The organism is Kitasatospora sp. NPDC004723 (assembly GCF_040609255.1).
In the GTDB taxonomy this organism is placed as follows: domain Bacteria; phylum Actinomycetota; class Actinomycetes; order Streptomycetales; family Streptomycetaceae; genus Kitasatospora.
On the sequence record NZ_JBEXJT010000009.1, the window covers coordinates 100,858 to 123,432 of the forward strand.

General features: G+C 74.1%; 20 protein-coding genes and 1 pseudogene. 8 read left to right on the forward strand and 13 right to left on the reverse strand.

The window, feature by feature from the left end; genetic code table 11:
• Nucleotides 1-26: 26 nt before the first annotated feature.
• Both ABZW10_RS13095 and ABZW10_RS13100 read right to left on the reverse strand, forming a co-directional pair.
• Entirely contained in the window at nucleotides 27-488 is a 462-nt protein-coding gene (locus ABZW10_RS13095; RefSeq protein ID WP_355363477.1) for a hypothetical protein, read from the reverse strand.
• A 97-nt stretch (nucleotides 489-585) separates the two neighbouring features.
• Complete coding sequence (locus tag ABZW10_RS13100; protein ID WP_355363479.1) at nucleotides 586-2,589, reverse strand: hypothetical protein; 2,004 nt, start codon at nucleotides 2,587-2,589, stop codon at nucleotides 586-588.
• 502 nt (nucleotides 2,590-3,091) lie between these two features.
• Here ABZW10_RS13100 and ABZW10_RS13105 point away from each other — a divergent pair.
• Nucleotides 3,092-5,086, forward strand: coding sequence for a cellulase family glycosylhydrolase (locus tag ABZW10_RS13105; protein WP_355363481.1), 1,995 nt, complete (start codon nucleotides 3,092-3,094; stop codon nucleotides 5,084-5,086).
• Nucleotides 5,087-5,184: 98 nt separating this feature from the next.
• Here ABZW10_RS13105 and ABZW10_RS13110 read toward each other — a convergent pair whose 3' ends face one another.
• The gene (locus ABZW10_RS13110) at nucleotides 5,185-6,684 is read right to left on the reverse strand and encodes a cytosine permease (protein WP_355363483.1); all 1,500 of its coding nucleotides are present in this window, start codon (nucleotides 6,682-6,684) and stop codon (nucleotides 5,185-5,187) included.
• A gap of 407 nt (nucleotides 6,685-7,091) precedes the next feature.
• Between ABZW10_RS13110 and ABZW10_RS13115 the strand changes: the two genes are divergently transcribed.
• A complete protein-coding gene (locus ABZW10_RS13115; RefSeq protein WP_355363485.1) occupies nucleotides 7,092-7,637 on the forward strand; it encodes an EF-hand domain-containing protein in 546 nt (181 codons plus the stop codon).
• Between the two features lie 52 nt (nucleotides 7,638-7,689).
• Here the strand turns inward: ABZW10_RS13115 and ABZW10_RS13120 are convergent, their stop codons facing one another.
• The 3 genes from ABZW10_RS13120 to ABZW10_RS13130 form a co-directional block, all read right to left on the reverse strand.
• Nucleotides 7,690-9,663 (reverse strand): tetratricopeptide repeat protein, encoded by a 1,974-nt coding sequence (locus ABZW10_RS13120; protein ID WP_355363487.1) that lies wholly within the window; start codon nucleotides 9,661-9,663, stop codon nucleotides 7,690-7,692.
• Nucleotides 9,664-9,824: 161 nt separating this feature from the next.
• Nucleotides 9,825-9,965 carry a hypothetical protein gene (locus ABZW10_RS13125; RefSeq protein ID WP_355363489.1) on the reverse strand — a complete coding sequence of 47 codons (141 nt, stop codon included), beginning with the start codon at nucleotides 9,963-9,965 and terminating at the stop codon, nucleotides 9,825-9,827.
• 61 nt (nucleotides 9,966-10,026) lie between these two features.
• A complete protein-coding gene (locus tag ABZW10_RS13130) occupies nucleotides 10,027-10,941 on the reverse strand; it encodes a hypothetical protein (RefSeq protein ID WP_355363491.1) in 915 nt (304 codons plus the stop codon).
• Nucleotides 10,942-11,032: 91 nt separating this feature from the next.
• Here ABZW10_RS13130 and ABZW10_RS13135 point away from each other — a divergent pair.
• Nucleotides 11,033-11,172, forward strand: a pseudogene (locus ABZW10_RS13135) (DUF664 domain-containing protein); the annotation flags it as partial.
• 292 nt (nucleotides 11,173-11,464) lie between these two features.
• Nucleotides 11,465-11,929, forward strand: a complete 465-nt coding sequence (locus ABZW10_RS13140; protein ID WP_355363493.1) for a phage tail protein — start codon at nucleotides 11,465-11,467, stop codon at nucleotides 11,927-11,929.
• A gap of 37 nt (nucleotides 11,930-11,966) precedes the next feature.
• Here the strand turns inward: ABZW10_RS13140 and ABZW10_RS13145 are convergent, their stop codons facing one another.
• Nucleotides 11,967-12,719: a VIT family protein gene (locus ABZW10_RS13145; RefSeq protein ID WP_355363495.1), complete on the reverse strand. Its 753-nt coding sequence runs from the start codon at nucleotides 12,717-12,719 to the stop codon at nucleotides 11,967-11,969.
• A gap of 67 nt (nucleotides 12,720-12,786) precedes the next feature.
• The gene (locus ABZW10_RS13150) at nucleotides 12,787-13,494 is read right to left on the reverse strand and encodes a GntR family transcriptional regulator (RefSeq protein WP_355363497.1); all 708 of its coding nucleotides are present in this window, start codon (nucleotides 13,492-13,494) and stop codon (nucleotides 12,787-12,789) included.
• 309 nt (nucleotides 13,495-13,803) lie between these two features.
• On the opposite strand from ABZW10_RS13150, the gene ABZW10_RS13155 reads away from it, so the two are divergent.
• From ABZW10_RS13155 to ABZW10_RS13170, 4 genes are all read left to right on the forward strand, one after another.
• Nucleotides 13,804-14,124, forward strand: a complete 321-nt coding sequence (locus ABZW10_RS13155; RefSeq protein WP_355363499.1) for a hypothetical protein — start codon at nucleotides 13,804-13,806, stop codon at nucleotides 14,122-14,124.
• 147 nt (nucleotides 14,125-14,271) lie between these two features.
• Entirely contained in the window at nucleotides 14,272-15,081 is an 810-nt protein-coding gene (locus tag ABZW10_RS13160; RefSeq protein ID WP_355363501.1) for a putative hydro-lyase, read from the forward strand.
• A 9-nt stretch (nucleotides 15,082-15,090) separates the two neighbouring features.
• Complete coding sequence (locus tag ABZW10_RS13165; protein WP_355363503.1) at nucleotides 15,091-15,762, forward strand: allophanate hydrolase subunit 1; 672 nt, start codon at nucleotides 15,091-15,093, stop codon at nucleotides 15,760-15,762.
• Nucleotides 15,763-15,889: 127 nt separating this feature from the next.
• On the forward strand, nucleotides 15,890-16,768 hold the full coding sequence (locus ABZW10_RS13170) for a biotin-dependent carboxyltransferase family protein (RefSeq protein WP_355363505.1): 879 nt from the start codon (nucleotides 15,890-15,892) through the stop codon (nucleotides 16,766-16,768).
• Nucleotides 16,769-17,071: 303 nt separating this feature from the next.
• On the opposite strand, the gene ABZW10_RS13175 is transcribed toward ABZW10_RS13170, so the two are convergent.
• From ABZW10_RS13175 to ABZW10_RS13195, 5 genes are all read right to left on the reverse strand, one after another.
• Nucleotides 17,072-18,154: a glycerate kinase gene (locus ABZW10_RS13175; RefSeq protein WP_355363507.1), complete on the reverse strand. Its 1,083-nt coding sequence runs from the start codon at nucleotides 18,152-18,154 to the stop codon at nucleotides 17,072-17,074.
• Nucleotides 18,151-19,005 (reverse strand): sugar phosphate isomerase/epimerase family protein, encoded by an 855-nt coding sequence (locus tag ABZW10_RS13180; protein WP_355363509.1) that lies wholly within the window; start codon nucleotides 19,003-19,005, stop codon nucleotides 18,151-18,153. Before ABZW10_RS13180 ends, ABZW10_RS13175 begins: the two co-directional genes overlap by 4 nt.
• Nucleotides 19,002-20,150 carry a dihydrodipicolinate synthase family protein gene (locus ABZW10_RS13185; RefSeq protein WP_355363511.1) on the reverse strand — a complete coding sequence of 383 codons (1,149 nt, stop codon included), beginning with the start codon at nucleotides 20,148-20,150 and terminating at the stop codon, nucleotides 19,002-19,004. Before ABZW10_RS13185 ends, ABZW10_RS13180 begins: the two co-directional genes overlap by 4 nt.
• Nucleotides 20,151-20,249: 99 nt before the next feature.
• Nucleotides 20,250-21,401, reverse strand: a complete 1,152-nt coding sequence (locus ABZW10_RS13190) for a Gfo/Idh/MocA family oxidoreductase (protein WP_355363513.1) — start codon at nucleotides 21,399-21,401, stop codon at nucleotides 20,250-20,252.
• A gap of 131 nt (nucleotides 21,402-21,532) precedes the next feature.
• Nucleotides 21,533-22,513, reverse strand: a complete 981-nt coding sequence (locus ABZW10_RS13195; protein WP_355363644.1) for a hydroxyacid dehydrogenase — start codon at nucleotides 22,511-22,513, stop codon at nucleotides 21,533-21,535.
• Nucleotides 22,514-22,575 lie beyond the last annotated feature (62 nt).

Genomic DNA, 22,575 nt, shown 5'->3' on the forward strand with positions numbered 1-22,575 from the left:
CGGCCGTCATCCGACTCGTCGCGGTGTCATTCGGCGCGGTCGGCGCCACCGTCCGCGGCGAGCGTCCCGGAGACGGCAAAGGGCGCCCCGGCGGGCAGCCCGAGCGGCTTCTCCCAGGCCAGCGCCTCGGCCCGGGGCACGTCGCGCCCGGCCAGCCGGGCGGCGGCCGGAGTGGGCGGCACCTTGCCCCCGTCCAGCAGGACGGCCCACTGGCCGCCGGTGAGCGCCACGTAGCGCAGCTGCGGGAGGCCGGCGAGCACGGTCAGGTCCTGGACCACCGCCTGGGAGAGATCCAGGCCCTGCAGCCTCGGCGCCGTAAGCAGAGGGGCGAGGTCGGCGTTGGCGTCGACCAGCCGGGCCGGCGACAGCCAGCCGAGGTTGCCGAACAAACCGAGGGCGTCGGCCAGGGCCGCCTCGGCGACGGGCGGCGGTAGCGTCTCGCGGTGTCCCAGGCCGACCGGGCGGGTGAATCCGCTCGACGAGAGCATGTGGCATCGCGTCGGCCGGGGGTCCGCCTGCGGTCCGGCCCCGATCGCTCGGGGCCGGACCGCTCCGCTCGACCGAGCGGAGGCGCTCAGGCGGTGCTCAGGCGAGCTTCTGGCAGAGCAGCGCGTACGGCCGCGCCGCCCACAGCTGCCACCAGGGCTGGCTGTAGGCCACGCCCGCGATGAACTCGTCGTTGGCGCACTGGCCCTTGGCGAAGCCGTACGCGAAGTCACCGCCGCCCGCCACCGCGGGGCGGTCGTCGCCCTTGTCGAACCAGACCGTGCGGCTCGAAGTGCCCAGCGGAGTCGCCGACTTGGCGCACAACACGCTCATCGTCCGGCCGTTGCGGCCGTATCCGGACACGAAGGATCCGGCGGGGCACTGGGCCTTCGTATAGCCCGGCGCCCAGTCGGTGGTCACATAGGTGCCGCCGTGGTCGACGACGAACGCGTGGCCGGCGTCCCAGAGGTCCGCCTTCGTGGCGTCGGTGCACAGGCCGTCGTCGCCGCCGTGGCTGAGTCCGATCAGCCGGCTGCCGTCCGGGCAGGAGGCCTTGAGGGCGTACGGGTCCCAGTCCGGCCGGGTCCTCAGGTGGACGGAGTGCTGGTCGTCGCCCAGACCGGAGCTGAGCGCGGTCCAGTCCACCAGGCGCGGCGGGTTCGGGCCGGTGCTCGCCGAAGTGAGCAGCCATTCGCGGTGGAAGGCGAGGAAGGGCAGATCGGCCGAGAGGATCGGCGTGCCGAGCACGGCGAGCCGCGCCGTCAGCGCCCCGTTGATGTCGATTCCGCCGTAGAGCGCGGCCGTGCCGTTGACCTCCGGCGTGCCGCCGGCGCCGCCGAGGACGACCGAGCCGCTGACGGCGGCCCGCAGGTACGGCTCGATCGAGGCCTTCACGCCGATGGTGTCGTACAGGGCGATGGAGCCCTCGGCGAGCAGGCCGGCCTTCGCCGAGGCGGAACCCTTGAGGTTGAGGCGCAGCGGGGTGACGGTGGAGGTCCCGGGGTCGGTGGTGGTGGTCCAGCCCGGGCCCTTGACGTAGTCGGAGTGGACGCCCCACTGGCCGTCGTAGGCCTGCTCGGCGTCGAGGGTGACGGTGCCGTCGGCGGCGATGTCGGCGGAGAGGGTGAACTTCAGGTTGATGACGACGGGCAGCGGGCCCACCATCACCACGGGACTGGCGCTGTACGTGGCCAGCGGTATCCGGATGCCCGTGGCGCTCGCCGTGAGGTCCGCGCTGACGTGCCAGTCGGCGTGGGCGCCCAGGCTGAAGCCGATCCGCGCCTGCTGGGGGTCGATCAGGCCGAGGCCGCCCCGGTAGGAGAAGTCGACGGCCGGGGTGAGCGAGACCGAGCCGGAGAGCCGCGCCGAGGAGCCGTTCGGCAGCGGGACGGTGGTGTCGGCGCTGAGGCCCAGGCTGCCGGAGACGGAGCCCCGGCCGGCGGTGGCGCCGAGGTCGGTGGTGACCTGGACGCCGCCGATCTGCGGCTGGACCTGGAACGCGCTGGGGCTGACGGCGCTTTGCAGGCTGGTGCTGGTCGCACCGAGCAGCTCGGGGAGCGTGGCCGGGCGGGTGGTGACGGCCACCTTGCCGTCGGTGGTCGGCTGCACGCCGGTGACGGCGACCAGCGCGCCGTGCGGCGCCGCCGCGGTGGGCGGGCTGTCGATCAGCTGCCCGGGCCGGACGGCGGCCGCGGCGGCCTCGGCGGCGCCGGGGGTCGCGGCCGGGCCGGACGGTGACTGCGCATCGGCCGCGACCGGTGCGAGTTCGGCGGTGCCGGTGCTCGCGTCGTACGCGGAGAGCGTGAGGCCGGGGGCGGTCGTGGCGGTGGCCGGCGCGCTGCCCTGCGCCGGGTTCGCCACCGTGGCCGCGGCCGTCTCGGTGGTGTCGGAGGCGCTGTCGGAGCTCGGGGGTGCCAGGGTCGCCGGCACGCCGGGCGACGCGGGCGAAGCGGGGTCCACGGTGTTCACGGCGGCCACAGTGGCCGCCGTGGTCGTGGTGACGGCGGCGGCCGATGCCACCGCCGCCCCGTTCAGGACGGTGCCGCAGAGGAGGAGCACGGTGGTTGTCGCGGCTGCTGACAGGGTCAGCTTGCGCACGGTCACGTGGAGGGTCCCTTCCGGTCAACGGTGCTGGAGCAGTGGTGACTTGCGGTGGGGCACGACGGCCCGGAGCAGCCGCACGCCGCTCCTGACCGACGGGTAACTTAGCAGCCGCCCAGGGCGCCGCTGACCGGTTCGCACGGTTCTCGGATTGCCCTTACCGAGATTTCACGATTCGGGAACGGGCTTTTCCCCTGCGGTTAATGCGGCGCGCCGGGCGATTCGGTCCCGGATGCTCCGACGAGGCGAATTCGGGCGATCCGACCAGTAGTCACATTCGGGTACGCAACGGTGAGATGATGCCGAGGCCCGATTTCCGTGTGCACCGTCGGGCGTATCGGACTACCTATTCTTTCCGCCCGCCGTCCGGCAATGAATGGGGACGGCCCCGGATTGATCCGACCGGTCGGGCAGGCTTGGCTCGCCGGGCGGCTCCCCTGTTCCCGGGTGCCGGTCAGACGTACCGTCAGCACTCCCTGCCCCCCGCTCCACCCATGGAGACCTCGTGAACCCCAGCAGTCCGGCCCGCGTGCCGCGGATCCGGCCCCGATGCGTCGCGGCCGCCGTCGCGGCAGCGGCCCTCCTCGCCGGGACGGCGGCCACCGCCCCGGCCACCGCGCTTCCGGCCGCGGCCCCGTACGCCGCCGCGCCCGCCCCCGCGCCCGCCCCCGCGCCCGCCACACCGGTCCTGGACGGCGCCGCGCTCGCTGCCTCCTGGACCGGCCCGTTGAGCACCCGAGGCCGCTACATCGTCGACGCGAACGGCGACCGGTTCAAGCTGAAGGCGGGCAACTGGGCCGGAGCCCAGGGAACTTGGGAGGGCAACGGCTCGACCACGGACCCGGCGAACAACCAGGCCCGCCAGGTGTCGTACAACATCCCGCTCGGTCTGGACCGGGCGCCGATCGGCCGGATTCTCGCGGACCTCCACGGCCTGGGCCTGAACAGCGTCCGGCTCCCGTTCGCCAACGCGATGATCCACGACACCACCCCGGTCCCGGACGCCGCCGTCACCGCCAACCCGCAGCTCAGGGGCAGGACCCCGCTCCAGGTGTACGACGCCGTCGTCGCCGCGCTGACCGCCGACGGCTTCGCGGTGATCCTCAACAACCACACCACCGGCTACCGGTTCTGCTGCGGCCTGGACGGCAACGAGCGGTGGAACAGCGGCCAGACGACCCAGCAGTGGGAGGACGACTGGCTGTTCATGGTGAACCGCTACGAGGCCGACAAGCGCGTCGTCGGCGCCGACCTGCGCAACGAGGTCCGCCGGGACGTCTGGGACGACCCCAACTGGGGGATGGGCGACGGCCACGACGCGTACGCCGCCTTCGAGGAGGCCGGCAACCGGATCCTGCGGGCCGACCCGGACATGCTGGTGATCATGGAGGGGATCAACTGGTACGGCATCCCCGCCGCCGGGTTCTCCCACGGCCGGCCGGTGCTCGCCCCGGTCGCCACCCTGTCGAACACGCTCGTCCGGTCCGACAAGCTGGTCTACGCCGCGCACTTCTACGCCTACACCGGCCCGGCCAACACCGGCGCGGCCGGCGGCGCGGGTGCCACGAACGACCCGCGCTACCAGGACTTCACGCCCGAGCAGCTCGCGCGCGTGGTGGACGAGGAGGCGCTCTTCGTCACCCGCTCAGGCCAGCACTTCACCGCGCCCGTGTGGATCAGCGAGTTCGGCGCCGCCGGACGGGGCTCCACGAACACCGCGGAACAGGGCTGGTTCGACCGCTTCACCGACATCCTCGCCGCCAACGACACCGACTTCGCGGTCTGGCCGCTGGTCGGCTGGCAGAGCGGCGGCGTCCCGAACGACAACTGGGCCCTGCTCTCCTACGACGCCGACGGCCGGCGGCTCGGGCTCGGCGACCCGGGCGACTGGCGGGCCGCCGACTGGAACAAGCTGCTCGACGCGCCCTCGTACCGCGGCCGGGTCGCGCCGGTGAACCACTGGAACATGCTCGACCTCGACCACGGCGACCAGAACGTCTCCGGTCGCATGCTGGCCCTGCCGGACTGGAGCAGCGGCAACCGCAAGGGCAACTGCCCCGACGGCCAGCGCCTGGCCGGCCTCGGCCGGAGCGACAGCCGCGGCCTGTGCACCGACGCCGGCTCGCCCGCCACCGGCAGCGGCACCTGGGTCACCGTCGCCGACCAGCGCTACGTCACCGAGGGTGACTGGGCTCCGGGCTACGACAAGCTCCAGTGCCCCGCCGGCACCTTCGCCGTCGGCTACAGCGTCAACCGGAACGCCATGTCCGCGCTGCTCTGCGCCCCGTCCGCCACCCCGCTGCCCCGCACCGGCCGGACCGTCTGGTTCGACCACGGCGACAACCGCCCGGCCGCCGGCGGCTCCACCGCCAGTGACTGGGCCCCGGGGCACTACAAGGGCCAGTGTGCCGACACCGAGTACGTCGCGGGCGTCGCCTACACCTGGAAGTGGCTCCACTACGGCGTCCCGGACGCCCTGCTCTGCCGCCCGCTGGCCTGACCCCGCCGCAGTGGGCGCTGCGCACACGTGAGAAAACCGGACCGCCCGGTCGCAGGCTCGGTCGAGGCTGCTGCCGGGCGGTCCGGGGGTGTCCGAGGTCAGACGGTGACCGCCTCGCTCCGCTCCGCCTGGAGGTCGGCGGCCGGCTCGGTGAACGGCTCGGTGTCCGACCCGGCGGCCGGGGTCTTCTCCCGGGGCGTGGGGAGCACGGCCATGATCGCGGCGGAGATCACGATGGTCGCCGCCCAGGCGAGCCCGTACCGGCCGATGGGCGTACCGGACAGCGGGCCGGCGAACCAGTCGCACTTGGTGAAGGCGAGCCCGGTCAGCAGCGCGAGCACCCAGGACACCATGGCCTGCCAGCAGAAGCCGCCCGTGTACCAGTAGCGGCTGTTCCTGCTGGTGTCCATCAGCGCATCGGCGTCGTAGCGCACCGCGCGCCTGCGGCGCCGGAACATGTCCACCGCGTAGACGCCGATCCAGGCCGAGAAGGAGACGGCGAGCAGGATCAGGAAGGTGATGAAGGAGCCCAGGAAGCTCTTGGCGACCAGCATCAGCAGCAGGCCGGCGACCAGCGAGATCACGGCGTTGATGCTGACGGCCATGGCACGCGGCAGCTTCACGCCCATGGTCTGCGCGGTGAAGCCGGCCGAGTACATGGAGAGGCTGTTGATCAGCAGCATGCCCACGATCGCGGTCAGCAGGTACGGCACGGCCAGCCAGGTCGGCAGCAGGTCGCCGAGGAAGGAGACCGGGTCCGCGGCGTCGGCCAGCCCGGGGGAGGCCACCGCCATCACGGCGCCCATCAGCACCATCGGCACCATCACCAGGCCGGCACCGGAGACCGTCACGCCGACGATCTTCCGGCCGGAGGCGGAGTGCGGCAGGTAGCGGGCGAAGTCCGGGCCGGTGGGGACCCAGCTGATGCCGCCGGCGGCGATGGTCCCGATGCCGGCGATCATCATCGCGGTGGTCCCCGCGGGCTTGGCGAAGACGTCGCTCCAGGGCATGGTCGCGATCAGGTAGCCCAGCACCAGGACGCTGAACACGCCGAAGAGGTACGTCGACCAGGTGTTGCAGATGTTCAGCGCCTTGCGGCCCAGCCCGGAGACCAGGAAGGTGGCGGCGACGAAGGCGACGAGCGTGACCACGATCAGCGCGGTGTTGCTCCTCACACCGAACAGCAGGTCGAGGACGGTCAGCACGGCGTAGGCGCCGGTGACGGCATTGATCGTCTCCCAGCCGAACCGGGCGATCCAAAGGATCGCGCCGGGAAAGAGGTTGCCGCGCACCCCGAAGGTGGCCCGGGAGAGCGTGGCACCGGGGGCGCCGCCCCACTTCCCGGAGACCGACACCACGCCGACCAGGCCGAAGGAGACGAGTGCGGCGCACGCGGCGACGACCAGGACCTGCCAGAAGTTCAACCGGTTGAACACCACCAGGGCCGCACCCATGGTGAGAAGCAGGACGCTGATGTTGGCCGCGACCCAGGTCGGGAAGAGCTCGCGGACCCTGCCCCGGCGCTCGTGGTCCGGGACGGGCTCGATACCGCGTGTCTCTACGGCGCCGCCGGTGTCGGCGGTGGACAGATTGTCCATGAGGGTGGCTCCGTGCATGTGAAGCGGGAGATGAATCGGGCAAAATGGATCATTTATGGATCTATCCGCGCATAGCGCAGGAGTTTATTCATCCTACTTTGTCCGTTTCGGTTCCATCCTCGGCCCAGCTGTGGACGAACCGTCCCAGGGGGTTCGCACGGCTCCTCCCCGCTCCTACGGCTGAATCACGAAGTACGCAACCATGCCGGCGGTCAGGCACAGGAACAGTTGCACCATGAAACCGACGGGGACCGGTGCCCGGATCATGCGTCGACGGAGCGCTGTTCCATCGAAGGTGTGAACTTCCCCCCGGGTGATGGCCCCGCCGTTCGCCTTCGACCTAACGTGCGTCGGGAGCCTGGGTGGAGCGGCGGGCTGCGCCGTCGGGCGGGAGCGAGGGAGAAGGCATGCCGGCCAAGGTGAAGAAGCAGAAGTTCACCATGCTCTTCGACTGGTTCGACCAGGGTGGTGACGGCCTGCTCACGCAGGACGACTTCCGGGCGATGGGGGATCTCTTCGGCGGGCTGGCGGCGGAGGACGACCGGGAGAACGCCTCGGCGATGCGGGAGGCGTTCGAGGAGTGGTGGCGGGTGCTGCTCGCGCACGGGGACGCCGACGGGGACGGGAGGATCACCCGCAAGGAGTTCCTCGACGTCATGGAGGTCAACGTCACGGCTCCGGAGCACTTCGGGACGGCGGTGCTGGCGATCGCCGACGCCCTGATGCGCGCGTTGGACACCAACGGTGACGGGGAGCTGAGCCAGGACGAGTACGTGCGCATGTACAGCGCCCTGGGAATCCCGCCCGAGCACTCGGGGGACGCCTTCCGGCGGCTCGACCGGGACGGCAACGGGGCGATCAGCCACGAGGAGTTCAGGACGGCCATCACCGAGTTCTACCTGAGCACCGACGAGAACGCACCGGGGAACTGGCTGATCGGCCCCATCGAGTAGCGGCTGAGCAGCGGCGTCCCGGGGCCGGCCCGTGGTCGGCCCGGGGTGGGGTTCAGCAGGCCCGTTCCCGGGCCAGCTCGGCGCGCAGTTCGGCCCGCAGCTCGGGGTCCGGGCCGGGGGCGGCGGCAAGTGCGCGGGTGAAGTCCTCGACGGCGGCGGACCGGTTGCCGAGCCGACGGTGGGCCAGCCCTCGGTTGTAGAGGGCGAGGGGGTCGGGGTCCAGGGCGATGGCGCGGTCCAGGTCGCCGACGGCGCCGGGGACGTCGCCTCGTTCGAAGCGGACCGCCGCGCGGTTGGCCCACGCGGTCGGCAGTTCGGGGGCGCGCTCGACGGCCTGGGTGAGCAGGGCCTCGGCCTCGGGGAGGCGGCCGCGTTCGGACTCGACCAGGCCGAGCACGCACAGCAGGTGGGGCTGGCCGGGGGACAGGCTCAGGCCCGCGTTCGCGTCGCGCTCGGCGAGGTCGGGTTCGCCGCTGTCCAGGTACAGGCCGGCCCGGTTGACCAGCGCGTCGAGGTGGTCGGGTGCGATCCGCAGGGTCCGGTCGAGGTCGGCCAGGGCTGCCTGCGTCCGGCCCAGGTCGGTGTGGGTCTCGGCGCGGTTGTAGTACGCCTCGGGAAGGTGCGGACCGAGGCGGATCGCGGTGCCGTAGTCGGCGATCGCATCGTCCGGCCGCCCGGTGGCCCGGTGGAGGGCGGCCCGGTCGACGTAGTACTCGGCGTTCTGCGGGTCCTGCGCGATCACCGCGTCGAGATCGGCGAGCGCGCGGTCCGGATCGCCCAGCGCGAGGTGCAGTTGGGCCCGGTTGTGCACCAGCCGGGCGCGGTCCTGGGGGCGTTCGCCGGGCGCCAGGGTCTCGGCGAGCCTCGCGATGCCCTCCTCGACCGTCCGCAGCGCCGCCGCGTGGTCACCGGCCCGGCTGTCCAGCAGGGCCAGGCCCTGGCGGTGGAAGACGGTGGTGACGGCGCGCTCGCGCGGGTCGTCGATCTGTCCGGCGAGCGTGAGGGCGCGCTCCAGCCAGGTGCGGGCGGCGGCCAGGTCCCGGGCGGGCGCCGGAAGGTGGCGGGCGTGCAGCATGGCGGTGGAGTAGGCGGCGGACAGGTGGATCCTCGGTTCGTCGGTGACCTGGCGGGCGTGGTCGTAGAGCGCGAGCGCCTCCGCCGGGCGGTCCAGGGCGGTCAGCGCGGTGGCCAGCATGGTGGTGAAGGCCCACCAGTTCCGGGTGTTCGCCGACGGGGTGACCAGCGGCAGGCCGCGCTCGGCCAGCCGGACCGCGTGCTCGTAGAAGCCGCTGTTCAGGGCCGAGCCGAGGGCGGTGCGCAGCGCGTCGACACCGTCGGTGGCCGGGCGGGTGCCGCGTTCGCGGTGGTAGGGGATCGCGCCCAGTTGCCAGGACCAGTCGCCGGTGGCGGCCAGTTCGTCGGCGCGCTCGTCGTGCCAGGCGGGGTCGTGGGCCGGGGCGGCGTCCTCGGTGGCCGGCCCGGACGGGGCGACGGTGAGGGGCCGGGCGAACTCGGCGACGGTCTCCGCGAGCGCGTCGGGCAGTGAGGCGCCACCGACGTACAGCCTCAGCCGGGACGGGTCGACGCGCCGCAGCAGGACGTCGACGAGTTCGACGGTGGTGGCGTCCGCCTGGTCCAGCCGGTCGAGCACGACGGCGGCCGGCGCCCTGCGCTCCGCCGCCCAGGCCGCGACGAACTCGCCGGTCCCGTAGGCGAGATGGCGGGTGCGCCGGGCCGGGTGGAACCTGATCTGGACGTCCGCGACGTCCAGGGCCGCGACGGCCTCGGTGGCCCACGGCATCGCTGGCTTCAAGTCCCTTACCGCGCAGAGGAGTTCGACCTGGTGGCGGGCCACCAGTGGGGAGTGCCCCTGGTCGAGGACGAGGCGGCGGACGAACTCACCGACTCCGCCGTAGGGGCCGCGTTGCCAGACCCGGCAGTCGAAGGTGCCCAGGAGCCCTTCGGCTCCGGCGGCCGCCGCGCGCCGGTCCCGGGGCCGGGGTGCCTCCAGCCAGACGTGCCGCATGCTCGACTCACTCCTCCTCGCGCCGACGGGCCCGCCGCGCCCGCTGCGGGCTGCGGGTGGCCGTCGGTGGCTGTCGCTTCCGGGACGGCGGCCGCCTGGTGGCGCGCCGGGGCTCCTGGAACGCCCGGCACGCCACCGGTGTCAGTGGTGGTGCGCCGGAGTTACCAGCACCACTCGAACCAGAGCCGGCGGGTGTTGCCGGTCAGCGCGACGGTGCCGGACTTACGGATCGTCATCTTCCGCATGTCTGTCTCCTTCGGTGTGGGGGTGGTCGTCCGGGGCTCGGGGCGACCTCTGTTCATGGTGTGATAAGTCACATGGCCTGTCAAGGAATTGGATACTCCGCTTCCGGCGGATGCCGGGTCAGTCCGGCAGACCCTTGAAGCCGCCGAGCAGCGCCGCGAGGGCCCGCTGCGCGGCCGGATACGCCTCCTCGGCGGCGGGGGTTTCGGACGCGCTCGTCGAGACGTGGTTCTTGCCGACCTTGACCACTTCGACCAGGACGCGGCCGCTGGTGCCGTAGAACACCGCCTCGCCGTAGTCCACGGGCGCCGGGCCGGGCTTGGAGGCGGCCAGCAGATCGCCGTCGGGCGCGAGCCTCCCGTCCGGACCGATGGTCCAGCCCGGGGTCCTCGGCGGGGTGGTGGCGGCCGAGGTGGCGGGGGCCGACCTGCTGAGCACGGCCACGCCGGGGCCGTCCGGTCCCGAGGTGATCCCCGCGGTGGTCAGCACCGGCGCCGTGGAAAGTGCCGGCGCGGTCGCCGTCGCGGGGTGGTCGGTGCTCGTGACCTTGCGCGGTTCGCACGCGCGGCCGGCCGTCACCAGGTCGGTGAGCACTTTGGTCTTGTCCGCATCGCGCGCGAGCACGTACACGCTCACCCACAGACCGTCGGCCTCGGCGGGGACCCGCAACTCGTAGAGCGCCGGAACGGGCACGGCCGGAACCCCTGCGCGGTCCTTGTCGGCGATCTGCACGCCGACCTGCGGCTGCTCCAGCCGGCAGGGCGAGAGGGTCAGCGGCTTTCCCGGCTCGGGACGGAACACCTGGCCGCCGCGCAGCCCCGCGGTTCCGGAGATGTACACCGACTCGACGATGTTCCGGAGGTGGCCGGACGCGAACTCGCCGGCCTCGATGTCCTCCGCCGCGCTCCCTGTCGTGCTCCCCGCCGAGCCCGAGGCCGTGTCCGCGGCCGGGGTGCTGCCCCCGGAGCAGCCGCTCACTGCCAGGCAGGAGATCGTCAACACCACTGCCGCCCAAAGGCGTTCGGTCGTTCCCATACCGCAGACGCTACCGGTGCCGCTCGCCCGCCGTACGGTCAACGGCCAACCGCGCCGACGGTGACGGCGCGGCCCCGCCGCCGTCCCGCCCCTGCGGGCCGATGAACGCGCCGTGCTGGAGAGCTGGCTGGACTTCCACCGTGCGACGGGCTCGACGACCGCCGGCTGCGGCCGGCCGCCATGCCGCCGTCCTCGATGACCCTGCTGGGCCTGGTCCAGCACATGGCGGAGGCAACGGTCACGCCGACCTGATCCGGGAGTGCGTCGACGGCGTCACGGGTGTGTGAGAAGCGGGAAGCCCTCCACCGCGGGACCGGGACCGGGACCGGTGCCGACGCGCCGGCCGGGGCCGGCCCCGCCGCGGGGGACACGCCGTCCGGCCGTTCCCGGGACGGGAGGCGGCGGATTGTTACGATCGACGCCCCCGCCGTCGCCGGACCGGTGCAGAGGCACACCCCGAACGGGCCGCTCCGTGGCCCGCGGCGCCGTTGATGCCGTCGAGGCCGTTGAGAGGGAGTCCGTCATGACCTACACCGTGGATTTCGCCACCGTGTCGACCGTGGGCCTGGAGTCGTCACCCGTCGCGGAAGCGCTCGCCGGGCTCCGCGCCAACGAGGCCCGCTACTTCAAGAACAAGTACGACCACGTCTTCACGGTGGAACGCGCGGAGGACGCCGCGGAGGTCGTCGACTGGGTGCACCGCATCCTCCGGGAGGAACGCGAGATCGTCATCGCGTCCAGGCCGCTGGAAGCCACCGCGTTCCAGGTCGAGAACATCCGGATGGCCTACGTCTTCTACGAGAGCGGCCTGTCGGTCAACGTGATGTACACCGTGGACGATTCCGGGAAGCGGGCGGTCGGGTTCAAGCTCTCCGACGGGATGGAGGTCCCCGAGGAACTCGCCCCACGGTTCAAGTTCGCACGGCAGAAGTCGAAGCTCGCCGGCACCATCCGCGGATCGTTCTTCGTCATCAAGAACGAGTACTGAACTCCGGAGGGGACGGAGTGTTCCGGACCACGCGATCTCAGAGTGTGGAGGCGTGCAGCAGGGCTCCGGCCGCGTAGGTGATCGCCATGGCCAGGGCGCCGCCGGCGACGTTGCGCAGGACGGCGGGCCGGACGGGCGCCCTGCCGAGGCGTGCGGAACCCCAGCCGCACGCGGCGAGGGCCACGAGCACGGAGGCCACGGTCACCGCGATCCGTGCGTCGGCCGGCGGCAGCACGATGGCCAGCAGCGGCAGCAGGGCGCCGACCGTGAACGCCGCGAAGCTGGCCCCGGCGGCGTGCCACGGGTTGGTGAGCTCCTCGGGGTCGATGCCCAGCTCGACCTCGGCGTGTGCGGCCAACGGGTCGTGTGCCGTCAGTTCCACCGCGACCTGCCGTGCCAGCTGGGGCGTCAGGCCCTTGGCGACGTACAGGCCGGTCAGCTCGTCGAGCTCCTCCTGGGGCGCGGTGGCGAGCTCGCGTCGCTCCTGCGCCAGCGCCGCCCGCTCGGAGTCCCGCTGGGTGCTGACCGAGACGTACTCCCCGGCGGCCATCGACAGCGATCCGGCCAGCAGCCCGGCCAGACCGGCGGTCAGGAGTTCGCTCGACGTGGCCTGCGCGCCCGCCACGCCCACCACGAGCCCGGCCGTCGACACCACCCCGTCATTGGCCCCCAGCACCGCGGCGCGGAGCCAGTTCAGCCGGCCGCCCAGGCCGCCCGCCTCGTGCGGCTCGCCGCGGTGCCTTCCGGCCGCCGCGACGGGTTTCCCCGGGTCGTCGTCCGTGTTGCCCATCTGCGGAGTATGGCAGCCGGCGGCGGTGGGCGGCGGGAGGCCCACCGCGACGGCGGCGGACCGGGTGTCACGCGGCCGCGACGTACCGCTCGACCAGATCGCGCTCGGCGTCCCGCAGGTAGGAGGTCATCTCGTTGGCCGCCTTCGTGAAGGCCCCCGCCTCGATCAGCTCCAGGATCCTCCGGTTGCGCGCGCCGTAGACGACGTGGAACTCGCGGAGGTCCGACATCGCGTAGAACACGAGACGCAGTTCGGCCAGTACCCGGCTCATCAGCTCGTCCAGGCGGCGGCTGCCGGCCAGCGCCGTGAGCGCCAGGTGGAACCGCAGGTTGGCGGTGCCCAGGACCCTCCAGTCGGCCTCCGGCCCGGCCGCCTCGGACTCTTCGACGGCCGCCCGGGCCTGACCGAGGTCGACGGCCCGGCCCTTCAGGTCCCTGATGGAGGCCGGCTGCACCACCCGCCGCAGCCGGTACAGGTCGGTCACGTCGGCCACGGTCAGCCGGCGGACGAACACGCCCCGGCCGTGCCGGTGTTCGACGATCCCCTCGTGCGCCAGCAGGCGGAACGCCTCGCGCAGGGTGTTGCGGGAGACCTTCAGTCCCTGGCTGATCGTGTCCTCGGGCAGCCGCTTGTCGGGCAGGTGTTTCCCCTCGGAGATCCGCCTGCGCAGGATCGACGCGATGTGTTCGGCCTTGCTGCTCCAGCCCGCCTGGGCGAGTTCCTCGGCCCAGTCCTCGACCGCACTGCCCGCTTCGCGGTCCATGGCGTTGTCCACGGCGCCCCTCCCGGCTCTTCACCTGTGTCGCACCTTCGTACCACCTCGGGCGACGTCCCGTCAGGTCCCAGGAGGTGCAATGCAATTGTTCAACAATCCTCCTGGTGGATCGTCCTCCTTCCGGCAAAGTGGATCGGGTGCCGACGATGCCTTGCGGGCCGATTCGGGAGGCTGCCACTGTCGATGACGAAAGAGCCTTCACCACACCGCAGTTGGGGGAAGATCATGCCACGATCGCGACAGGGCCGCCCGGCTCGGAGACGTACCCGCCGACCTCAGCGCACCGCCCGGTACGACCGCTCGCCGGTCGTGGCCGCGTTGTCCGCGGCGGTGATCGACGCGGGGCTGGACCTCCATCCCTTCCTACGACTGGCCGTCGCCGCGACCGCCGTGGTGCTCACCCTCGGAGGCCGGCTGCTCGTGACCGGACCCCTCTCGCTGTTCGCCGGACGCTACCGCGCTGCCGGTGCCCGCGGCCTGAGCCTGTCGGTCAGCCGCGGGCCGGGGCCCGCCCGCCACCTGGCGGTGGGGGTGCGGCTCGGCGACCGCGGGGTCGGCATGGCCGCGGTCCTCGGACCCCTGTCGCCGATGACCACACTCTCCGGCCTGCTGGACCCCTCTGCGCGCTGACCCGCCGGTCGCCGCCCCCGCGCTACCCCCCCCGCGCTTCCCCCGCGCTTCCCCCGCGCAACCGACCCCGCGCGACACACCCCGCCGAACCGCCCCGGCATTCCCCTGTCGAGAAACCCCGCCCCGCCGACGAAGGAGATCCCTCCCATGACCGAGAACCACGCCACCCTCGCACCCGCCCGCGCCCGCGGACTGTTCCGGGCCGGCACCGCGGTGCCCACGGCCGGCTGGTGCCTGGGCCGCACCCAGGCGAACCTGATCAGCGTGCCCGTGGACTGGGCCGCCGACGTGGCCCGCTTCGCCGCACTCAACCCCGCCCCCTGTCCCGTCCTCGAACAGACCGCTCCCGGCGCCCGCACCAGCGCCCTGGCCCCCGGCGCGGACCTGGCCACCGACCTGCCCCGCTACCGGGTGTGGCACGACGGCCGGTACCAGGAGCACACCGAGGTCTCCGCGCACTGGCGCGACGACCTCGTCACCTTCCTCATCGGCTGCTCCTTCACCTTCGAGTCCGCGCTGCTGGACGCCGGCATACCGCTGCGCCACGTCACCGAGGGCCGCAACGTCGCGATGTACCGCACCACCCGGCCGTGCGCGCCCGCCGGACGGCTGCACGGCCCGATGGTGGTCTCCATGCGTCCCGTCCCCCGCGACCTGGTCGCCGACGCGCAGGCGATCACCGCCCGGATGCCGGCCGTGCACGGGGCACCGGTGGCCGTCGGCGAGCCGGGGGACCGCTCCAACGCCGAGCTCGGCATCGCCGACCTGGGGCGCCCCGACTTCGGCGACCCGACCGTGATCGGGCCCGACGACGTGCCGGTGTTCTGGGCCTGCGGCGTCACGCCGCAGTCGGCCCTGATGGCCTCCCGTCCGCCCTTCGCGATCACCCACGCGCCGGGGCACATGTTCGTGACCGACCGGTTCGACCGTGACTACCTGCTCGCCGAGAGGGGCTGAACCGTCCTCATGGAGATCCTCCGGTACGGCAGCCGGGCCCTGCTGGTCGAGGTCCGCGACCTCGACCAGGCGGCCCGGCTGCACACCGCGCTGCTGCGCGACCCACTGCCCGGGGTGCGGGAACTCGTTCCCGCCGCCCGCACCGTCCTGCTGCGCTACGACCCCCGGACCACCGACCGGGCCCGCCTCACCGCGGCCCTGCGCACCGTCGACCTGCGCACGGTCGACCCGGGGGCCTCCACCACCGCGGGCGCCAACGGGGCGGGGGTGACCGTCGAGATCCCGGTCCGCTACGACGGCGCGGACCTGGCGGAGGTCGCCGGTCTCTGCGGTCTGACGGTCCCCCAGGTGATCGCCCGCCACTGCGCCGCCACCTACCGGGTGGCGTTCTGCGGATTCGCGCCCGGATTCGCCTACCTGACGGGGGCCGACCCCGCCCTCAGGGTTCCGCGCCGCACCGTCCCGCGCACCCGGGTCCCCGCGGGCTCGGTCGCCGTGGCCGACGAGTTCACCGGCGTCTACCCCCGCGAGTCCCCCGGCGGCTGGCACCTGCTCGGCACCACCGGCGTGTCGCTGTGGAATCCCGGGGCCCACCCGCCGACTCCGCTCACACCCGGCACGACCGTCCGCTTCACGCCGGCCGGCCCGCCGGACCCGCAGGCCCCGCCACGCCGCCCGTGACGCGACCCGCCACGGCGGACCCGTCCCCGGAGCCGGCCGCTCCGGGGACGGGGACCCCCGGGGGCCTGCGGCGGGCCCTGCGGGCCTCGGCCACCCACCGACCCACCAGCACCTCACGGAGGACCTGATGACGGGCAGCCCCACAGCACCCACGCGCCGTGTACGAGTGATCCACCCGGGCTTCGGAGCCACCGTCCAGGACCTGGGCCGCCCCGGCCACGCCGCGCTCGGGGTCGGCCGCTCGGGCGCCGCCGACCGCCGCAGCCTGAGCCTGGCCAACCGGCTCGTCGGCAACCGGGAGGGGGCCGCGGCCGTCGAGGCGCCCTTGGGCGGGCTCGTGCTGGACTTCGACCACCACGCCACCATCGCCCTCACCGGCGCGCCCTGCCCCGCCCACGCCGACGCCCGCGCCGTCGACCTCAACGCCCCGGTCGGGCTCGCCCCCGGCAGCCGGCTGACCATCGGCGTCCCGTACGAGGGCCTGCGGGTCTACCTCGCCGTACGCGGCGGCGTGGCCGTGCCGCCCGTCCTCGGCTCGCGATCCACCGACACGCTGTCCGGAATCGGTCCCGCCCGGCTCGCCGCCGGCGACCTCCTGCCGGTCGGGGACCTCACGGCCGGCTGGCCCGCGGCGGACTTCGCCCCCCAGCGCGCGCTGCCCGCCGAACCCGTCCTGCGGATCCTGCTCGGCCCCCGCGACGACTGGTTCACGCCCGGGTCCCTCGCCACTCTGTGCGCCCGGCCCTACCGCGTCACCGACCGGAGCGACCGGGTGGGCATGCGGTTGACCGGGGCCGCGCTGCGCCGCGCCCGCCCGGGCGAACTCCCCTCCGAGGCCGCGGTTCCGGGCGCGCTCCAGGTGCCGCCGGACGGGCAGCCGATCCTCTTCCTCGCCGACCACCCGGTGACCGGCGGCTACCCCGTCGTCGCGACCGTGCACGAGGACGATCTCCCGCTCGCCGCCCAGACCCGGCCCGGGCAGGCCCTGCGCTTCCGTCCGGTGTGACCGGGCGCGGGCCACTGCGGTCACTGCTGGCCTCGGCCACGGCCCTCCGCTGCCGCTTCCCGCTCCTGTGCTCCGCCGGGGGAGGGGTGCCGGTGGGCGAACCAGGTGGGTGCCGGTGATGGTGAGCCGGTGGGTCGCGCGGTGGAGGGCGTCGGCCGGGTCGTCGGACAGTTCCGTGCGGGTGAGTGTGCCGGGGTCGGTGGCCTCGCCGGCGAGGGCCCGGGCCGGGACGGCGGCGGAGCGTGGGTGAGGCGTTGCCCCGGCCCGGGGAGCACGTGGTGGTTCCCGGGCCGGGGCAAGAGGTCAACCGGCGGCGTGGGTGCGGGCCAGGTGGGCGCCGGCGGTGGTGAGCCAGTGGGCGGCCCGGTGGCGGGCGTCGGCCGGGTCGCCGGACAGCTCCGTGAGGGTGAGCGCGGCGGGGTCGGCGGACTCGCCGGCGACGACCCGGGCGGGGACGTCGGCCCGCCGCGCGCGGGTGAGGACCTCGCCGACCGCCTTGCCGAGCAGGCTGGTGCCGTCGAACCGGCCCTCACCGGTGATCACCAGGCCGGCCCCGGCGAGGGCCTCGTCGAGTCCGGTGAGCCCGGCCACCGCCGCCGCACCGGGGACCACCTGGGCGCCCCAGGCGGTCACCAGGCCGTAGGCGGTGCCGCCGGCCGCGCCCGATCCGGGGAGGTCCGGGTCGCCCCCGAGCAGTGCGGCGAAGCGGCGCAGCCCTGCCTCCAGCAGGGCGGTCCCGTCCTGGTCGGCGCCCTTCTGCGGCCCGTACACCGCGGCCGCTCCGCCGGGGCCGAGCAGCGGATTGGTGACGTCGGTCAGCACCCGGACACCGCCCGCCGGTGCGGCGCGCAGGGCGGTGCGGTCGAGCCGGACGGCCCGGGGGAGGGCGCCGCCGCCGTCCGGGAGGTCGGCGCCGGTGTCGTCCAGCAGCCGCAGGCCGAGGGCGGCCAGCAGCCCGGCACCGCCGTCGGTGGACGCGGAGCCGCCGAGCGCGACGGTCACCTGCCGCGCACCGGCGTCCAGCGCGGCGGCGATGGTCTCGCCGGTGCCGCGGGTGCCGGCGGTGAGCGGGGCGAGGGCGCCGCCGAGCAGCGGCAGGCCGCCGGTGTCGGCCAGTTCGACCAGCGCGGTGCCGTCCGGCAGCAGTGCGAAGCGTCCGGTGACCGGCCGCCCGTCGGGGCCGGTGCAGCCGGGGACCGGGTGCAGGACGGCGCCGGGCAGGGCCGCCGCGAGTGCGTCGAGTGTGCCCTCCCCGCCGTCGGCCATCGGACGGATCAGCAGCTCGTCGTCCGGCCGCACCGAGCGCCAGCCGGCGGCCAGGGCGAGGGCGGCGTCCCGCGCGCCGACGGTGCCCTTGAAGGAGTCGGGCGCGACGACCACCCTCACGGCGAGGCCAGATGGGTGAGGTGGCGCTCGATCAGGGTGCGCAGCGTCAGCTCGCCCGGGGTGTCCCAGATCTCCTGGTTGAAGATCTCGACCTCGATCCAGCCCTCGTACCCGGCGGCGGTGACCAGGCCGGTGAGGGCGCGGAAGTCGATGTGGCCGTCGCCCACGTGGCCGCGGCCGAGCAGGGCGTCGGCGGGCAGCGGCAGGGTCCAGTCGCACACCTGGTAGGAGGCGATCCGGCCCTCCCGCCCGGCGCGGGCGATCTGCTCGGGCAGCGCAGGGTCCCACCAGACGTGGTAGCTGTCGACGACCACGCCGACCTGCCGGGCGGGGTGCGGGGCGGCGAGGTCGAGCGCCTGGCCCAGGGTGGAGACCACCGCGCGGTCGGCGCAGAACATCGGGTGCAGCGGCTCGATCGCCAGCCGAACGCCGAAGTCGCCCGCGTGCGGCGCGAGTTCGGCGAGCAGGTCGGCGACGGCGGCGCGCGCGCCGACCAGGTCGCGGCTGCCCGCCGGCAGGCCGCCGACGACCAGCACCAGGGTGTCGGTGCCGAGTTCGGCGGCCTCCTCGATGGCCAGCAGGTTGTCGGCGAGCGCGGCCCGGCGCTGCTCGGGCCCGTCGGCGGTCAGGAAACCGCCCCGGCAGAGGCTGCTGACGGCGAGCCCGGCGTCCCGGCACAGCTTCGCGGAGCGGGCCAGGCCGGTCTCGGCGACCTTGTCGCGCCACAGCCCGATGGCCGGGATGCCGGCGTCCGCACAGCCCCGCACGGCCTCCGGCAGGCTCCAGCCCTTGGTGGTGATCTGGTTGAGCGACAGCCGGTCGAGGCCGGTCACCGCGGGGGAGCCGCTCATGCCGCCACCCCCGCGACCGCGAGCAGCCGGCGCATCCGGTCGGCCGCGAGATCCGGGTCGGGGAGCACCCCGGCCGCGTCCGCGAGCCGGAACAGCTCCACCAGGTGGGGCAGCGAACGCCCGCTCTGCGCACCGCCGACCATGGTGAAGTGGTCCTGGTGGCCCGCCAGCCAGGCGAGGAAGACCACGCCGGTCTTGTAGTGGAAGGTCGGCGCGGCGAACAGGTGCCGGGCCAGCGGCACGGTCGGTGCGAACAGCTCCTCGTAGCGGTCGAGGTCGCCCTCGTCGAGTGCCCGCAGCGCCGCCGCGGCGATGGCCGCGATCGGGTCGAAGACGCCCAGCAGGGCGTGGCTGTGGCCGCGTTCGTCGCCGCGGATCAGCTCGGGGTAGTGGAAGTCGTCACCGGTGTACATCCGCACGCCGGGCGGCAGCGCGCGGCGCAGCGCGATCTCCCGGTCGGCGTCCAGCAGGGAGACCTTGATGCCCTCGATCCGGTCGGCGTGCGCGCCGATCAGCTCCAGCACGGTGGCGGTGGCCTCGTCCAGGTCGGCGGAGCCCCAGTAGCCGGACAGCGCCGGGTCGAACATCTCGCCGAGCCAGTGCAGCAGCACCGGCCGGTCGGAGCCGGCGATCAGCCCGCCGTACACCTCCAGGTAGTCCTCCGGGCCGCGCGCGGCGGCGGCCAGGGCGCGGCTGGCCATCAGGATCGGCTGCGCGCCGGCCTCCTGGACCACGGTCAGCTGCTCCTCGTAGGCGGCGCGGACGGCGGCCGGCGCGTGGGCGCCGGGGGCGAGCTGGTCGGTGCCGACGCCGCAGGCCAGCCGGCCGCCGCAGGCGCGGGCCGCGGCCCCGGAGCGGGTGATCAGCTCGCGGGTGGCCGGCCAGTCGAGGCCCATGCCGCGCTGGGCGGTGTCCATCGCGTCGGCCACGCCCAGGCCCAGCGACCACAGGTGCCGGCGGAAGGCGAGAGTGGAGTCCCAGTCGACGGCGGCGGGTGCACCGGGGGCGTTGTCGCCCAGCGGGTCGGCGACCACGTGGGCGGCGGCGAAGGCCGTCCGCGAGCGGGCGGCGTCGGGGGAGGCGGGCAGCACGGCGGGCTCGCGCAGCCGGATCCGGCCGTGGCCGGGCAGGTCGATCTCGGTCATGGTGTCAGCGCATTCGTCTCGTCGGCGGGCGGCTGCGGGGCGGTCGGTTCCCCGGCGGCCGGGTGCGGGGCGGCCGGCCGGGGTGCGGCCGGCGGGCCGTCACAGGGACAGCTCGGGAACGTCCAGCCGGCGCCCCTCGCGGGCGGAGCGCAGGCCGAGCTCGGCGAGCTGCACGCCCTTGGCGCCCTCCAGCAGGTCCCAGTGGTACGGGGAGCCGGTGGTCACGTGGCGCAGGAACAGCTCCCACTGCGCCTTGAAGCCGTTGTCGAACTCCTCGTTGTCCGGCACCCGCTGCCACTGCGCGCGGAACGGCTCGGTCACCGGCAGGTCCGGGTTCCAGACCGGCTTGGGGGTGGCCGCGCGGTGCTGGAAGCGGCACTCGCGCAGGCCGGCGACCGCGCTGCCCTCGGTGCCGTCCACCTGGAACTCCACCAGCTCGTCGCGGTCCACCCGGACCGCCCAGGAGGAGTTGATCTGGGCGGTGATGCCGCCCTCCAGCTCGAAGACGCCGTACGCGGCGTCGTCGGCGGTGGCCCGGTAGACCTGCCCGCGCTCGTCCGTCCGCTCCGGGATGTGGGTGGCGGTGTGGGCGTACACCGAGCGGACCGGGGCGATGATGCCGTCCAGCACGTAGCGCCAGTGCGGGAACATGTCGAGGACCATGCCGCCGCCGTCCTCGGCGCGGTAGTTCCAGGACGGCCGCTGGGCCTGCTGCCAGTCGCCCTCGAAGACCCAGTAGCCGAACTCGCCGCGCACGGAGAGGATCCGGCCGAAGAAGCCGCCGTCCACCAGCCGCTTGAGCTTGCGCAGGCCGGGGAGGAAGAGCTTGTCCTGCACGGCGCCGTTGCACACGCCGGCCTCGCGGGCGAGCCGGGCGAGGTCGAGCGCGGCCTCCAGCGACTCGGCGGTGGGCTTCTCGGTGTAGATGTGCTTGCCGGCGGCGATCGCCGTGCGCAGCGCGGTCTCCCGGGCGGGGGTGACCTGGGCGTCGAAGTAGATCTCGGCGAGCGGGTGGGCGAGGGCCTCGTCGAGGGAGGTGGTCCAGTGGGTGAGGCCGTGCCGGTCGGCGAGGTCCTTGAGCTTGTCGGCGTTGCGGCCGACCAGGATCGGCTCGGGCCACAGCGTCTCGCCGTCGCCGAGCGGCAGGCCGCCCTGCTCGCGGATGGCGAGGATGGAGCGGACCAGGTGCTGGCGGTAGCCCATCCGGCCGGTCACGCCGTTCATGACGATGCCGATCACCCTGCGGGACATGGGGGTTCTCCGATTCGTTGCTGGTGCGGGGAGCGCGTAGTGCGGGGGCACGCGTGACGGGGCGCGTGGCGAGGCACGTGCGGCGGTGCGTGTGGTGAGGGGGCCGCGCGGCACAGGGGCGCGGCGCGCGATCACGCGGTGCGGTGGACGTCCTCGGCGAGGACGGGGTGGGCGAAGGGCTGCCCGGCGGTGTAGCGGGCGAGCTCGTCCGCGGCGGCGGCGGCCATCCGGTGCAGCTCACCGCCGAGCGAGCCGGCCACGTGGGGGGTGAGGAAGACGTTCGGCAGGTCGTAGAGCGGGGAGTCGGCGGGCAGCACCTCGGGCTCGGTGACGTCGATGACGGCGCCGAGGCGCCCGGAGGCGACCTCGCGCACCAGCGCCTCCTGGTCGACCAGGGAGCCGCGCGAGGTGTTGACCAGGGTGGTCCCGTCAGCCATCAGGGCGAGCCGGCGGCCGTCGATCAGGTGCCGGGTGGCCGGGAGTTCGGGGGCGTGCACGCTCACCACGTCGGAGGCGGCGCAGAGTTCGTCCAGGCCGACGGAGCGCGCGCCGAGCCGGGCGGCCTCGGCGGGGTCGACGTACGGGTCGTGCAGCAGCAGGTCCAGGTCGTGCGGGCGCAGCAGTTCCAGCACCCGCCGGCCGATCCGGGAGGCGCCGACGATGCCGACGGTGCGCCGGTAGTTGCCAGCCGTGGCGTACGCCAGCTGCCAGTCGTACGGGGCGCGGCGGCTGCGGTACTCCTCGCGGATCGGCAGCAGCCGCTTGTTGGCGAGCAGTACGACGGCGACGGTGTACTCGGCGACCGGCAGGGCGTTGGCCCAGGCCGCCGAGGTGACCTGCAGGCCGCGGCGCCAGCAGGCCTCGGTGACGTGGTGCTTGACCGAGCCGGCGGCGTGGATCACGGCGCTCAGCCGCGGGGCGGCGGCCAGCACCTCTTCGTCGATCGGCGGGCAGCCCCAGCTGGAGACGATCACCTCGGCGTCGGCGAGCGCGGCGCGGGCCTCGGGGGTGGTGAAGTCGTCCAGGACGAGCGCCGGGTCGAGGTCGGCCAGCGCGGTGAGCCGGGCCATCGTGTGCGGGTCGATCAGGCGGCCGGCGAGCTCGCGGTGCATGGCGAGGACGGCGCGGGGGCGGCAGGCGGGCCGGCCGTCTGGCACGGTGGTCTCCCGGTCGG